Raw genomic sequence first — 13811 nt, forward strand, 5'->3', positions numbered from 1 at the left:
CGTGTTGCGGCACGTGCAGCGCCGTTCAACGCGGCAACACGTTGAAGTCCCGCAATACGCGGACGGCTTGAGGGTGGCGCCGGAACGGAACGGCGTTCGTGAGCGAGAGCTTGGGTTCGGCACGATCGAAGAGCACGAGCGCTTCCGACGTGTTGAGATGGCGGGACATGTATAGAAAGCCGTCGACCCGCCGATGATGCCGGTGGACGGCAAGCGACCACTGCTGCGGAACGTCATACGGCACGATGGTCGACAACGCGCCATCACCGCCCAGGTTCTTCAGCGGCAAGCCGTGCAGGACGGCCACGGTCAACGGCGTGCCGTCAAATGCAAGCACGTAGCGATCGAGTTCGGTCGTCACGAGCGGAAAGCCGCCCAGCACCAGATCGGCGACTTCGTCGTGCAGCACCGTCTCGGCGAATGCGCAATGCAAATCGAAACCGAAATAGCTGGTGCCGTACCGCCGCCTCGGGCGCGGATCGTCGAAGCGGTTGCCGCCCGACTTGCCGAAGTGCGGCTCGCCGGTCGCGTATCGCGAGATGCGAACCAGCGCCGCGGGCGCCACCTCGCGGGTCGTGAGCGTCGCGCTCCCGAAATGTTTCCCCGGCGCCGTCAACACATGCGCCTCCTAGCGTTCCGCAAACGCTGTGGCGGCACGCTCGACCTCGTCAAGCTTCCCGCGCGACAGCGCAACTAGCGGCGTGACGTTGCCCAGGGATGCCTTGGGTGTCGTGAAGAACTGCCATTTGCTCCATCCCGGCAAGCCGCCGAGACGTTGGGTCACCCTCCCCAGTGTCTTGCGATCGACGTCGCCTGCCAGATAGAACGCCGGGTAGTACTGCGCGGCTCCGACATCGACCGTGAAGATTCGCCCCGACGCCACCGCCTTGCTAAGCGCCTGCCGCGTCATGCCGAGCCCGGTCCAGATCTGCGCGGCCGGCAACAGCTTGCCGTCGGCAACCAGCGCGTGTCGCTGAGCCTGCGCACGCCGCTCCAGATCGGCGACGGCGACACCGGTGCGCGTATCCGTCGTCCCCTTCTTCCGGCCCAATGGCTTCCTGTCGCGCGTCGCGGCTGCCGCGATACCGAACGTGATCGTGCCGGCCAGATCGATGACCTGCGCGATGCCCACCTTGAACAGGTGCCCTAGTTGCTCATCCGACAGCCTGAGCAGCGCACGGGCGCGATCCGGCCCGAGCATGGTCGCCGCGCCGACGGCACTGCGCAGTGCCTCCTCGGTCTCGACATCGAGAATCGTAGCGGCGCCTTCAAGCGCATGAGCGTGCGTGACCATCATCACCTCCTGATGCAACCGGAGGATCAAGCCTAGCCCCAAATCAAAACCAAGTCAACCAAGTCAACCAATTCGCGCGATACCCGGACCGGGCCAAGCCGTGCCATATGGCACGCCAGTCACGCCGTGCGCAGAAACAACCTGCGCGTCAGATCGAACGCGACGAGATTGCCGGCCAGCACGAGCAGCAGCCCGATCACCGCGAGCGGCGACCACTGGTAACCTTCGAAGACCGTCGACACGGCCAGGGCGACGATCGGGAACAGCACCGTGCAGTACGCGGCGCGCTCTGGCCCGATCCGGCCGACGAGGGTCAGGTACGCGGTGAACCCGATCACCGAGCCCGGCACCGCGAGATAGACGAGCGCGCCGAGATAGCGCGGGCTCGTATCGATCATGAACGGCAATCCTGCCAGCGCGCTGCCGACCGTCAGAATCGCCGCGCCGATCAGCATCGCCCAGCCGTTGGTCACGAGCGGGTGCAGCCCCATCGACTGCATCCGGCTCGACAGCAGGTTGCCGGCCGAGAAGCACATCGTGCCCGCGAACGCGATCGCGAGGCCCGTCCACGTCGCATGATCGTCGAGGTGTCCGGCCATCTGCTGCCAGAACAGGCACGCGATGCCGGTCAGCCCGAGCAGCGCGCCGGCGATCGCGGACGGCCGCAGCGGGCGGCCCATGAACAGCCGGCCGTTGATCGAATTCAGCAGCGGCGCGGTCGAGAAGATCACCGCGACGAGGCCGCTCGGCACGACCTGCTCCGAATAGTAGAAGCACAGGAAATTCAGGCAGAACAGCGCGACGCCCTGCGCGACCAGGTAGCGCCACGCCTCGCGCGGCGGGCGGACCGGCCGGCGCATCACGCGCAGCAGCGCGAACAGCACGGCGGCGGCGAGCCAGAAGCGCCACGCGATCGACACGGGCGGCGGCACGGCGCCCAGTTGCCACTTGATCGCGATCCAGGTGGTGCCCCAGATCAGCACGGTGACGAAATAAAGCGACAGGTTCATGGCGGCAACGATGCGGAACGAGTGAAACGGACTCCGACTATGCCGGCGCCCCGCCCGCGCGGATTGTCCGGAATTGCGCTCTTTTTCTCGCCGCCGCACGGCGCGCATCACGCGCGCTTATACTCGTCGCACCATGAGTTCGCCCCTGTACGCCCCGCCCGTCGATCACGCGGCCGCCCTTGCCGGCGGTGCGCTGCCGTTCGGCCTGCAGTCGGTGTGCCGAACGCTCGCCGACGCGAACGCGACGCTCGAGCGTTTCACGTGGCTCGGCGACCATCTCGCGATCGCCGAATGGACGCGCATCACCGACGAAAGCGAGACGATCTACGAACAGCCCGGCCACCACACGCTGTCGTGCTATCTCGACGGCGGCTACCGGACGGAGCGCGAACGCGTGCCGCGCTACGGCGCGCCGAGCCTGCTGTGCGCGCTGCCGGGCGACCATGAATCGCGCTGGTGGGTGCGCGGCGAGATGCACTTCATCCACCTGTACTTCCTGCCCGAGCACTTCACGCAGCGCGCGATCCGCGAGCTCGATCGCGAGCCGCGCGAGCTGAAGCTCGCCGACCGCACCTATTTCGAGGATGCGCGCGTCGCCGCGCAGTTCCGGTCGCTCGCGCTGGAGCGCTGGGACGATGCCGATGGGCGGCTGCGCGTGAACGAGGCCGCGCACGACGTGCTGAGCCTGCTGCTGCGCGGCCAGAGCACGACGCGCACCGACGTGCCGTTCCGCGGCGGGCTCGCGCCGGCCGTGCGGCGCCGCGTGCGCGACTATATCGACAGCTACCTGTCGCAGCCGCTGACGCTCGGCGAACTGGCGGACGTCGCCGCGCTGTCCGAATACCACTTCTCGCGGATGTTCCGGCTGTCGTTCGGCCGCGCGCCACATGCGTGGGTCGCCGAGCAGCGACTCGCGCGGGCGCGCCTGCTGCTGCGCACGACGGCGCTGCCGCTCGCGCAGGTCGCCGCCGAATGCGGCTACGCGAACGCCGGCCACTTCAGCCACCGCTTTCGCGACGCACACGGCACGACGCCGAATGCATACCGGCGCGCGATGCAGGGCGGCTGAGCACGGTTGACGAAAGGCGGCCAGGCCGGCCGACCGTCGTTCGCCATACCGGGGGCAGTTGCCGACCGCCGGGCCGGAAGCGCCGCAAGCGCGCCCCCCGCGCGGGTTCCCCCTGGCTTACACGCCCCGCTGCGACAGTTCCTGCTCGAGCGCGGCCACGCCGGCCGGCAGGTCGACCGGTACCTTCAGATCGACCATCGTGCGGCCGAACGCATGCAGCGTGCGGAACAGGTTGTGTTCGCGGCACTGCTCGCCCATCTGTCCGATCCGCACGATCGGCAGCCCGAACGAGCCCGATATCTCGACCTGGTACTGCTTCGAGATATGGCCGCACACCATGCCGGGCGTGAGCCCTTCGGGCGTCTCGATCCCGACCACCGAATTGAGCCGGCAGTCCTTCGGCGCATAGAGCGTGAGCCCCATCGCCTCGACGCCCGCCTGCAGCGCGAGCGAGCAGCGCAGGTGGCGCGCGAAGCGGCTTTCGAGCGTCTCAGCGCAGACGAGGCGCAGCGCCTCGTGCAGCGCGAGCACGCCCGACACCGGCGCCGTGTAGTGATAGCCCGCGTTGTGCCAGAAGTTCTCCGCGAGCGCCATGTCGAGGCACCAGTGCGCGTTCGGTTCCGGACGCTGCTTCATCCGCTCCCACGCGGCGTCGGAGAATGCGATCAGCGACACGCCGGGGATCGACGACAGCCCCTTCTGGCCGCCGGTGATCACCGCGTCGATGCCCCACGCGTCCATCTCGAGCGGCATCGTCGACAGCGTGCACACCGCGTCGACGACAACCAGCGCGCCGGCCGCCTTCGCGAGTGCCGCGATGTCGCGCAGGTCGCGGTTCCACACGGTGTTCGACGTCTCGCCCTGCACGATCGTCACGATCTCGGGCCGCTCGCGCGCGATCGCGTCCGCGATCTCGTCGAGGCTCGCGACCGAGCGGTCGGCCACTTCGAGCGTCGCGACGTCGGCGCCGACGCGCGTCGCCATCTCGGCCATCCGCGCGCTGAAGAAGCCATTGCGGATCGACAGCACGCGCGTGCCGCGCCACGCGAGGTTCGAGATCGCCATTTCCATCGCGGCGGAGCCGGGGCCGGCGACGCCGAGCACCCACTTCGTGCGGGTCTGGAACACGTAGCGCGCCATCTCCTTCACCTGCTCGATGATCTTCGCCATCGTCGCGCCGAGGTGGTTGATCACGATCGTGTTCGCCTTCGCGACGGCGGCCGGGATCGGGACCGGGCCGGCCCCCATCATCAGCAGCGGTTCTTCGGGCAGGATCGCGTCGAGCGGCACGACGACGGGACAGGGAATCGGCGAGTAATCGATGGACATGGCTGGCAAAAGAGGAAGGAAGAAAACGCACGGACGTCATCCGCCGCACGGCATGGCGAACTGATCGATGATTCCGCGTTCCGCGGCCGCGCGCAAGAGGCACGCGCGGCCGGACAGCGTGATGCTGGCCCGGTCGACGGACCGGGCCAGCCGGCCGCGCACACGTCGCACGATCGGGTTTCGTATTGTCGCGGCATTGCCGGCCGCATGCGAAACGGTTCCATTCGCGGTTCGATCCCCCGCGATTTTCTCCGGCAATATTGCGACGATTTCCCGATGCGGACGTTCAGTACGGTCCACGCATCGACTGGAATACTGGCCATCACGGCAAAAATCGCGAAGGCGAAATCGGGCGGCGAAAACCGAACCTATTCAAAACTCCACAATCTCGACATCAATTGGTGAGCGACTTCACCCATTACCGCATCCAGCCGCACCGAATCAAACACAAGGCATTGATTAACATACGAAATATTCAAATACCCGGCAGCCGACTTCAATGCGCCACCGACTATCCCCGGCGCACGCTTGCGACCCCACCTCGTTAAAGCGATACCCGTGATTTCGATTTTCCGCAACCCGCCCCTTTTCTCAGGTTGACGGATATCGCTTCTGTAATCAACAATCGTCTGCAGAATCGAAAACCGATTTTTCGATACGGACCAGAACCGCGGGTTGCGCGACGGTTTCCAGGTCGTGCCACGAAAAATCACCACCAGAATCAATCAACCGGGCCAGAAATCCGCGAGCCATGAACCAGATTCAGACCATGCGTGTGTTCGTCTGCGTCGCCGAGCAGCAGAGCTTCCGGCGCGCGGCGCACCATCTAGGCGTATCCAATGCGCTCGTCACGCGTTCGATCGCGATGCTCGAGTCTCACCTGAACACGCGGTTGATCCACCGCACCACGCGCAACCTGTCGCTGACCGAGGCAGGCCTGCGCTACCTCGACGGCTGTCGCGCGCTGCTCGAGGAATTCGATCATCTCGAGGCATCCGTCGCGCATGCAGTGCGCGAGCCGGCCGGCACGCTGCGGGTCGTCGCGTCGGGCCTGCTGTCGCCGCTCGCGCTGACGCCGCTCGTCAGCAGTTTCCGGCACCGCTATCCCGAGCTGCGCGTGCAGCTCACCGTCGCCGAAGGGCCGCTCGACGTGCTGGATTCGGGCTACGACGTCGGCATCGTGACCGGCAACCGGCTCGACGGCAACCCGACACTGATCGGCCACGCACTCGCGCCGAACCCGTTCGTCGCCTGCGCGGCGCCCGCCTATCTCGAACGTCGCGGCGAGCCGCGCGCGCCCGACGACCTGCCTGGCCACGACTGGGTCGCACTCGCACCGCACCAGCATGCGCCCGCGTGGCGGCTGGTCGGCCACGACGGCGTCACGCATTCGATCACCGTGCGCCCGACCTGCACGGTCAACCAGCTGGCGCTCGTGCAGGCGGCGGCCGTCGCCGGGTCCGGCATCGCAGTGCTGCCCGAGCCGAGCGTCGCCGACGCGCTCGCCGCCGGCACGCTGGTGCGGCTGCTGTCCGCCTACCGGATCGACGACCCGGACGCGCAGCTGTCGCTCGTCTACCCGAACCGCCAGTACGTGCCGGCCCGCACCCGCAGCTTCGTCGAGCACGCGCTCGAGCATTTCGGCGTGCAGGCGGCCCGCGAGCGGACCGGCTATGGCTTCCTGCGCACGACCGATCGCGTCGATGTCGTCACGGGCCGGCAGACGGGCCTGCAGTAAACTGCACGCGACAGCCATCGGAGGTGCAGCGTGCGCGTGATCCTGTTCAGCAGCCGGCAGTACGACGACGAATCGTTTACCGCCGCCAACCGGCAGTTCGGCTATCGGCTGCACTTCCAGCCGTCGCATCTCGACGCGGAAACCGCGATCCTCGCGCACGGTTATGAGGTTGTCTGTCCGTTCGTCAACGACACCGTCGACGCGGCCGTGCTCGAACGGCTCGCCGACGGCGGCACGCGCCTCATCGCACTGCGCTCGGCCGGCTTCAACCATGTCGACCTGGCGGCCGCCGAGCGGCTCGGCATCGCGGTCGTGCGCGTGCCCGCGTATTCGCCGCATGCGGTCGCCGAACACGCGGTCGCGCTGATCCTCGCGCTCAACCGCCGGCTGCCGCGCGCGGTCGCGCGCACGCGCGAAGGCGACTTCTCGCTGAACGGGCTGCTCGGCTTCGACCTGCACGGCAAGACCGTCGGCGTGATCGGCACCGGCCTGATCGGCCGCGTGTTCGCGAAGATCATGATGGGCTTCGGCATGCACGTGCTCGCGCACTCGATGCCGCCGCACGACGACGAGCTGATCGCGTTCGGCGCGCGCTACGTCGAGCTCGACGAGCTGCTGCACCATGCCGACATCGTCAGCCTGCACTGCCCGCTGCTGCCGTCGACGCATCATCTGATCAATGCGCAGACGCTCGCGCGGATGAAGCACGGCGCGATGCTGATCAATACCGGCCGCGGCGGCCTCGTCGACGCGCAGGCGCTGGTCGACGCGCTCAAGAGCGGCCAGCTCGGCCATCTCGGGCTCGACGTGTACGAGGAGGAAAGCGGCCTCTTCTTCGAGGATCATTCCGACCTGCCGCTGCAGGACGACGTGCTCGCGCGCCTGCTGACGTTCCCGAACGTGATCGTCACGTCGCACCAGGCGTTCTTCACGCGCGAGGCGCTCGCCGAGATCGCGCACACGACGCTGCTGAACATCGAGGCGTGGCACGCCGGCACGCCGACCAACGTCGTCACGACCGGACGCTGATCCACGGCATTCCGCGTTCGGCGCACGCGATCCGTCAACGATGCGCCATTTTGTTTCGACTGATGTAACGCCGCACGCGCGGCGTCTGCTATCGTTGCGCCGACCTCCCCCTGCTTCCGCCACTCATGCGTTTCGACGACTCCGCCCTTGCCGCGGTCTACCGCGCCATCTTCGAACGGCGCGACATGCGCCACTTCACGCCGGCGCCCGTCGATCCGGCCACGCTCGCGCGGTTGCTGCGCGCCGCGCACCACGCGCCGAGCGTCGGCTTCATGCAGCCGTGGCGCTTCATCCGCATCACCGACGCCGCGTTGCGCACCGCGATCCATGCACTGGTCGAGGCCGAGCGCCGCGCGACCGCCGACGCGCTCGGCGAGCGGCAGGACGAATTCATGCGGCTGAAGGTCGAAGGCGTGCGCGAATGCGGCGAGTTGCTGGTCGTCGCGCTGACCGACGATCGCGAGCGCCACGTGTTCGGCCGCCGCACGCTGCCGGAGATGGACCTCGCGTCCGCCGCCTGCGCGATCCAGAACATGTGGCTCGCCGCGCGCGCCGAAGGGCTCGGGATGGGCTGGGTGTCGCTGTTCGACGTCGACGCGCTGCGCACGCTGCTCGGCATGCCGGCCGGCGCGAAGCCGATCGCGGTGCTGTGCGTCGGACATGTCGACGCGTTCTATGCGAAACCGATGCTCGAGGAGGAGCGCTGGGCCGCACGGATGCCGATCGAAGCCTGCCTGTTCGAAAACGGCTGGGACGCGCCGGCGACGCAGGCCGCCGATCGCGCGGCGACCGCCGGGTCGGCGCCGTCGCCCGAGGTTTGCGCAGCGGACGGCGGCTCCGGCCCGGCACCAGCCGGGACGCTTCCCGACCGGTAACCGTGCGCACGGCGCGTGGCATGGACGCGCCGCCAGCCTCGCTCCGACCCGATATTTCGCCACGCCGCCGCCGTCGAACACACCGCCAGATCCCACACTGTGGCGCGACCGCACCCGTACCGCGTCGCACGCCGGCAACATCCGTTTTGACCCCGAGCATAGGGGTTTTCACTGAAGTAGAATCGCGGCTGACGCCTCCCCGCCCCGCCCGTCCCGCGCATCCCGCGCCGGCTTCGGGCCGCGGTCTTTTCCGTAGCCCACCGCGATGCCCTTGCCTCTTTTCGCCCTTGCCGTCGCCGCATTTGGAATCGGTACCACCGAGTTCGTGATCATGGGGCTGCTGCCCAACGTCGCCCGCGACCTCGGCGTGTCGATCCCGGCCGCCGGGATGCTCGTGTCCGGCTACGCGCTCGGCGTGACGATCGGCGCGCCGATCCTCGCGATCGTCACCTCGAAGATGCCGCGCAAGCGCGCGCTGATGGGCCTGATCGGACTGTTCATCGCCGGCAACCTGTTCTGCGCGATCGCGCCCGGCTATGCGGTGCTGATGGCCGCGCGCGTCGTCACCGCGTTCTGCCACGGCGCCTTCTTCGGAATCGGCTCGGTGGTCGCGAGCAACCTCGTCGCGCCGAACCGCCGCGCGCAGGCGATCGCGCTGATGTTCACCGGCCTCACGCTCGCGAACGTGCTCGGCGTGCCGCTCGGCACCGCGCTCGGCCAGGCCTACGGCTGGCGCGCGACGTTCTGGGCCGTCACCGGCATCGGCATCGCCGCGGCCGCCGCGCTCGCGGTATGCCTGCCGAAGCATCTCGCGATGCCCGACACCAGCATCACGCGCGAATTCAGCGTGCTGAAGCACCCGCAGGTGCTGATGGTGCTCGGCATCAGCGTGCTCGCGTCCGCGAGCCTGTTCAGCGTGTTCACGTACATCACGCCGATCCTCGAGGACGTGACGGGCTTCTCGCCGCGCCAGGTCACCTACGTGCTGCTGCTGTTCGGCCTCGGCCTGACCGTCGGCGGCACGCTCGGCGGCAAGCTCGCCGACTGGCGCCGGATGCCGTCGCTGATCGCGACGCTCGCGCTGATCGGCATCGTCCTCGCGCTGTTCGCCGGCACGATGCACCTGCCGTTCGCCGCGCTCGCGACGATCTTCGTGTGGGGCATCCTCGCGTTCGCGATCGTGCCGCCGCTGCAGATCCTGATCGTCGATCGCGCGAGCGATGCGCCGAACCTCGCGTCGACGCTGAACCAGGGCGCATTCAACCTCGGCAACGCGACGGGCGCGTGGCTCGGCGGGATGGCGATCGGCTCCGGCGTGTCGCTCGTGAACCTGCCGTGGGTCGGTGCCGCGATGGCCGTCGCGGCGCTCGCGCTCACGCTCTGGTCGGCATCGCTCGAACGCCGCCCGGTGAGCGGGCCGGCCGGCTACGTGTAACGCAACGGCCATTCATTCGTTGCGCACGCAACGCCATTCGAACCTGACGGCCTTCATGGACCTTTCAAGGCCCCCGGTGTAGCATCCCCGCCGATGAAAGCCATTCTCAATCGCGATTTCCTCGCGCTGATCCTGAGCGTCGCGGTCGTCGGCCTCGGCACCGGCGCCACGCTGCCGCTCACCGCGCTCGCACTGACCGAAGCCGGACACGGCACCAACGTCGTCGGCATGCTGACAGCCGCGCAGGCCCTGGGCGGCCTCGCGGTCGTCCCGTTCGTCACCGCGCTCGCGCGACACATCGGCTCGCGCCGCGCGATCGTCGTGTCGGTCGTGCTGCTCGCCGCGGCCACCGCGCTGATGCAGTTCACGTCGGACCTGGTCCTGTGGGGCGTGCTGCGCGTGCTGTGCGGCGCGGCGCTGATGCTGCTGTTCACGATCGGCGAAGCGTGGGTCAACCAGCTCGCCGACGATTCGACACGCGGCCGCGTGGTCGCGATCTACGCGACCAATTTCACGCTGTTCCAGATGGCGGGCCCCGTGCTCGTCAGCCAGATCGCCGGCGCGACGAGCATCCGCTTCGCGCTGTGCGGCGCGCTGTTCCTGCTCGCGCTGCCGACGCTCGCGACGATCCGGCGCGCGCCGCTCGCCGGCGACGACGCGCATCACGAACAACACGACCACTGGCTCGCGGTGCTGCCGCGCATGCCCGCGCTGATCATCGGCACCGGCTTCTTTGCGCTGTTCGACACGCTCGCGCTGTCGCTGCTGCCGCTCTATGCGATGGATCATGGCGTCGCGAGCGCGACCGCCGTGCTGCTCGCATCGATCATGCTGCTCGGCGACACCGCGATGCAGTTCCCGATCGGCTGGCTCGCGGACAAGCTCGGTCGCGAACGCGTGCACCTCGGCGCGGGCTGGATCGTGCTCGCGGGCCTGCCGCTGCTGCCGTTCGTCATCGCGAATCCGTGGCTGTGCTGGCCGCTGCTGTTCGCGCTCGGCGCGGCGGCCGGCAGCATCTACACGCTGTCGCTCGTCGCGTGCGGCGAACGCTTCCGCGGCGCGGCGCTCGTCACCGCGAGCTCGCTCGTGTCGGCATCGTGGAGCGCCGCGAGCTTCGGCGGCCCGCTGGTTGCGGGCGCATTGATGGAGCAGCTGGGCAGCAATGCACTGATCGGCGTGCTGGTCGTCTGCGTCACCGCGTTCGTTGCGGCCGCACTATGGGAACGACGCGCCGCGTTGCAGCGCGCGGTCTGACGCCGATGCCGGCGCGCGGCGCCACGCATCGGTACGCACAAGCGCACACGCACCGCCGCTCGCCGGCAAAACGAAAGCGGCCCGCGCAATGCGGGCCGCCCTGTCCTTACGGATCACACGTTGCGTGTTACGTATTACGCGCTGCGCGCCGGCAGGATCTTGCCTGCACACGCGCCGAAGCCGACGCGATAGCCATCGCCCTGGCACCAGCCCGCGAGCGTGAGTTCGTCGCCGTCCTCGATGAACGCGCGGCTGCCGCCACCGTTCAGCGCGAGCGGCTCCTTGCCGTTCCACGTCAGCTCGAGCAGGCTGCCGAACGCATCCCGGGTCGGCCCGCTGATCGTCCCCGAACCCATCAGGTCGCCGACGCGCGTGTTGCAGCCCGCGACCGTGTGATGCGCAAGCTGCTGCGCCATCGTCCAGTACATGTGCCTGAAGTTGGTCCGGCAGATCGACGTCGCTTCGGCGGCCCCCTCCACGCGCAGCGTCACTTCGAGCGCGATGTCGAACGCGTGCCTGCCCGCGTGCCGCAGATATGCGAGCGGCTGCGGCGACTGCTCGGGCTGCGCGACGCGGAACGGTTCGAGCGCGTCGAGCGTGACGATCCACGGCGAGATCGTCGTCGCGAAGGTCTTCGCGTTGAACGGGCCGAGCGGCACGTATTCCCACTGCTGGATGTCGCGCGCGCTCCAGTCGTTCAGCAGCACCATCCCGAAGATGTGCGCTTCGGCGTCCTCGCACGCGATCGGTTCGCCAAGCGCGTTGCCGCGGCCGACGATGAAACCCGTCTCCAGCTCGATGTCGAGCTTGCGGCACGCACCGAACACCGGACGCTCCTGGTCGGGCAGCTTCAGTTGCCCGTTCGGGCGCCGCACCGGCGTGCCGCTCACGACCACCGACGACGCGCGGCCGTTGTAGCCGATCGGCATCTCCGACCAGTTCGGCAGGAGCGCATTCTTCGGATCGCGGAACATCGAGCCGACGTTGGTCGCGTGTTCCTTCGACGAATAAAAATCGGTGTAGCCGGGAATGTCGACCGGCAGATGCAGCGTCGCGTCGCGCTGCGCGACGAGCACCTGCGCGCGCAGCGCGGCATCATCGCGCAGCCGCGCGTGGTCGCGCGAGAACAGGTCGGACAGCTGCACGCGCACGCTGCGCCATGCGTCGCGGCCGAGCGCGATGAACGCGTTGAGCGTCGGCACGGCGAACACGTCGGCGCCGGCCGGCAGCGTCACGAGGCCCGCGCGCGCAAGCGCGGCGAGGTCGACGACCTGGTCGCCGAGCGCGACGCCCGCACGGCGCGCCGCCTGCTTCGCGTCGCTGAAGATCCCGAACGGCAGGTTCTGGATCGGGAAATCGCAGGCGGGATCGTTCGCCGTCTCGACCCAGCTCTTGCGAGCCGGGTCGAGCGTCGCGCGCCAGTCTTGGGTGTCGCTCATCGCTGCTCCGGATTGAAGTGTTTCTTGATGCCTTGCCAGCATTCGAAGTAGTCGGCCTGCAGCTGCGCGGTGTCGAGCGCGTAGCGCGTCGGCCGGATCAGCGTGCGGGTTTCGAACATGAACGCCATCGTCGCGTCGACCTTGTGCGGCTTCGTCGTGTCGCTCGCGGACGCCTTCTCGAAGGTGTCCGCGTCGGGCCCGTGGCCCGACATGCAGTTGTGCAGGCTCGCGCCGCCCGGCACGAAGCCCTCGGCCTTTGCGTCGTACGCGCCGTGCACCAGCCCCATGAATTCGCTCGCGACGTTGCGGTGGAACCAGGGCGGGCGGAACGTATCCTCGGCCGCGAGCCAGCGCGGCGGGAAGATCACGAAGTCGATCGAGTCGACGCCCGGCGTGTCGCTGGGCGACTGCAGCACGAGGAAGATCGACGGATCGGGATGGTCATAGCTGATCGAGCCGATGGTGTTGAACAGGCGCAGGTCGTATTTGACCGGCGCGTAGTTGCCGTGCCACGCGACGACGTCGAACGGCGAATGGCCGATGTCCGCGCGCCAGAGGCGCCCGTTCAGCTTCGCGACCAGCTCGAACGCGCCTTCGCGATCCTCGTACGCGGCCTGCGGCGTGAGGAAGTCGCGCGGGTTCGCGAGCCCGTTCGAGCCGATCGGGCCGAGGTCCGGCAGGCGCAGCAGCGCGCCGAAGTTCTCGCAGATGTAGCCGCGCGCGTCGCCGTCCGGCAGCGCGACGGAGAAACGCACGCCGCGCGGGATCACCGCGATCTCGAACGGCTCGACGTCGAGCCGGCCGAATTCAGTCGCGATGAAGAGCCGTCCCTGCTGCGGCACGATCAGCAGTTCGCCGTCGGCGCTGTAGAAGAAGCGGTCCTGCATCGAGCGGTTCGCCGCATACAGGTGGATCGCGCAGCCGTTCATCGCGGCCGCCGAGCCGTTGCCGGCCATCGTCACGAGCCCTTCGACGAAATCGGTCGGCTCGACCGGCATCGGCAGCGGATCCCAGCGCAGCTGGTTCGGCGGCGTCGGCGGCACGTCGGCCGAGTCGCCGAATTCCGACACGAGCCGCTGCGGGCCCGTGAACGGCTCGAACGGCCGGTGCACGGCCGCCGGCCGGATCCGGTACAGCCACGAGCGGCGGTTGTGGCTGCGCGGCGCGGTAAACGCGGTGCCCGACAGCTGCTCCGCATACAGCCCGTAGGGTGCGCGCTGCGGCGAGTTGCGGCCGTGCGGCAGCGCGCCGGGCAGCGCCTCGGTCGCGAATTCGTTCGCGAAACCGCTCAGGTAGCCGGCTCTCGCCGGTTTCGACAGGTCAAGCGTCATCGTTTCCT

General features: G+C 68.5%; 14 protein-coding genes. 6 read left to right on the top strand and 8 right to left on the bottom strand.

Features of this window, described 5'->3' with window-relative positions; translation table 11 throughout:
- Positions 1-25: 25 nt before the first annotated feature.
- From DIE21_RS06695 to DIE21_RS06705, 3 genes are all read right to left on the bottom strand, one after another.
- A complete protein-coding gene (locus DIE21_RS06695; RefSeq protein ID WP_260432330.1) occupies positions 26-565 on the bottom strand; it encodes an RES family NAD+ phosphorylase in 540 nt (179 codons plus the stop codon).
- Positions 566-628: 63 nt separating this feature from the next.
- Positions 629-1294: a hypothetical protein gene (locus DIE21_RS06700; RefSeq protein ID WP_124496943.1), complete on the bottom strand. Its 666-nt coding sequence runs from the start codon at positions 1292-1294 to the stop codon at positions 629-631.
- 119 nt (positions 1295-1413) lie between these two features.
- Entirely contained in the window at positions 1414-2304 is an 891-nt protein-coding gene (locus tag DIE21_RS06705; RefSeq protein ID WP_124496944.1) for a DMT family transporter, read from the bottom strand.
- Positions 2305-2437: 133 nt separating this feature from the next.
- Here DIE21_RS06705 and DIE21_RS06710 point away from each other — a divergent pair, with 133 nt between their 5' ends.
- A complete protein-coding gene (locus tag DIE21_RS06710; RefSeq protein WP_124496945.1) occupies positions 2438-3373 on the top strand; it encodes an AraC family transcriptional regulator in 936 nt (311 codons plus the stop codon).
- Between the two features lie 117 nt (positions 3374-3490).
- On the opposite strand, the gene DIE21_RS06715 is transcribed toward DIE21_RS06710, so the two are convergent.
- From DIE21_RS06715 to DIE21_RS37115, 3 genes are all read right to left on the bottom strand, one after another.
- A complete protein-coding gene (locus DIE21_RS06715; RefSeq protein WP_124496946.1) occupies positions 3491-4702 on the bottom strand; it encodes an alanine--glyoxylate aminotransferase family protein in 1212 nt (403 codons plus the stop codon).
- A gap of 36 nt (positions 4703-4738) precedes the next feature.
- Positions 4739-5002: a hypothetical protein gene (locus tag DIE21_RS37110; protein WP_185640607.1), complete on the bottom strand. Its 264-nt coding sequence runs from the start codon at positions 5000-5002 to the stop codon at positions 4739-4741.
- 68 nt (positions 5003-5070) lie between these two features.
- On the bottom strand, positions 5071-5427 hold the full coding sequence (locus DIE21_RS37115; protein WP_185640606.1) for a hypothetical protein: 357 nt from the start codon (positions 5425-5427) through the stop codon (positions 5071-5073).
- Positions 5428-5453: 26 nt separating this feature from the next.
- On the opposite strand from DIE21_RS37115, the gene DIE21_RS06725 reads away from it, so the two are divergent.
- The 5 genes from DIE21_RS06725 (at position 5454) to DIE21_RS06745 (ending at position 11033) form a co-directional block, all read left to right on the top strand.
- On the top strand, positions 5454-6440 hold the full coding sequence (locus tag DIE21_RS06725) for a LysR family transcriptional regulator (protein ID WP_124496947.1): 987 nt from the start codon (positions 5454-5456) through the stop codon (positions 6438-6440).
- Between the two features lie 30 nt (positions 6441-6470).
- The gene (locus tag DIE21_RS06730) at positions 6471-7469 is read left to right on the top strand and encodes a 2-hydroxyacid dehydrogenase (protein WP_124496948.1); all 999 of its coding nucleotides are present in this window, start codon (positions 6471-6473) and stop codon (positions 7467-7469) included.
- Between the two features lie 125 nt (positions 7470-7594).
- Positions 7595-8344: a 5,6-dimethylbenzimidazole synthase gene (gene bluB, locus DIE21_RS06735; protein WP_124496949.1), complete on the top strand. Its 750-nt coding sequence runs from the start codon at positions 7595-7597 to the stop codon at positions 8342-8344.
- A gap of 265 nt (positions 8345-8609) precedes the next feature.
- Complete coding sequence (locus DIE21_RS06740) at positions 8610-9779, top strand: MFS transporter (RefSeq protein WP_124496950.1); 1170 nt, start codon at positions 8610-8612, stop codon at positions 9777-9779.
- 93 nt (positions 9780-9872) lie between these two features.
- Entirely contained in the window at positions 9873-11033 is a 1161-nt protein-coding gene (locus tag DIE21_RS06745; RefSeq protein WP_124496951.1) for an MFS transporter, read from the top strand.
- A 134-nt stretch (positions 11034-11167) separates the two neighbouring features.
- Here the strand turns inward: DIE21_RS06745 and fahA are convergent, their stop codons facing one another.
- A complete protein-coding gene (fahA, locus tag DIE21_RS06750) occupies positions 11168-12472 on the bottom strand; it encodes a fumarylacetoacetase (RefSeq protein ID WP_124496952.1) in 1305 nt (434 codons plus the stop codon).
- Positions 12469-13803: a homogentisate 1,2-dioxygenase gene (gene hmgA, locus DIE21_RS06755; protein ID WP_124496953.1), complete on the bottom strand. Its 1335-nt coding sequence runs from the start codon at positions 13801-13803 to the stop codon at positions 12469-12471. The genes fahA and hmgA overlap by 4 nt, the downstream gene beginning before the upstream one ends.
- Between the last annotated feature and the right edge of the window lie 8 nt (positions 13804-13811).

The organism is Burkholderia sp. Bp9140 (assembly GCF_003853425.1).
Lineage (GTDB): Bacteria > Pseudomonadota > Gammaproteobacteria > Burkholderiales > Burkholderiaceae > Burkholderia.

Coding starts and splice junctions, on each gene's coding strand:
- DIE21_RS06700 (WP_124496943.1), bottom strand. CDS start 1,294: ATGGTCACGCACGCTCATGCGCTTGAAGGCGCCGCTACGATTCTCGAT.
- DIE21_RS06705 (WP_124496944.1), bottom strand. CDS start 2,304: ATGAACCTGTCGCTTTATTTCGTCACCGTGCTGATCTGGGGCACCACC.
- DIE21_RS06710 (WP_124496945.1), top strand. CDS start 2,438: ATGAGTTCGCCCCTGTACGCCCCGCCCGTCGATCACGCGGCCGCCCTT.
- DIE21_RS06715 (WP_124496946.1), bottom strand. CDS start 4,702: ATGTCCATCGATTACTCGCCGATTCCCTGTCCCGTCGTCGTGCCGCTC.
- DIE21_RS06725 (WP_124496947.1), top strand. CDS start 5,454: ATGAACCAGATTCAGACCATGCGTGTGTTCGTCTGCGTCGCCGAGCAG.
- bluB (WP_124496949.1), top strand. CDS start 7,595: ATGCGTTTCGACGACTCCGCCCTTGCCGCGGTCTACCGCGCCATCTTC.
- DIE21_RS06740 (WP_124496950.1), top strand. CDS start 8,610: ATGCCCTTGCCTCTTTTCGCCCTTGCCGTCGCCGCATTTGGAATCGGT.
- DIE21_RS06745 (WP_124496951.1), top strand. CDS start 9,873: ATGAAAGCCATTCTCAATCGCGATTTCCTCGCGCTGATCCTGAGCGTC.
- fahA (WP_124496952.1), bottom strand. CDS start 12,472: ATGAGCGACACCCAAGACTGGCGCGCGACGCTCGACCCGGCTCGCAAG.
- hmgA (WP_124496953.1), bottom strand. CDS start 13,803: ATGACGCTTGACCTGTCGAAACCGGCGAGAGCCGGCTACCTGAGCGGT.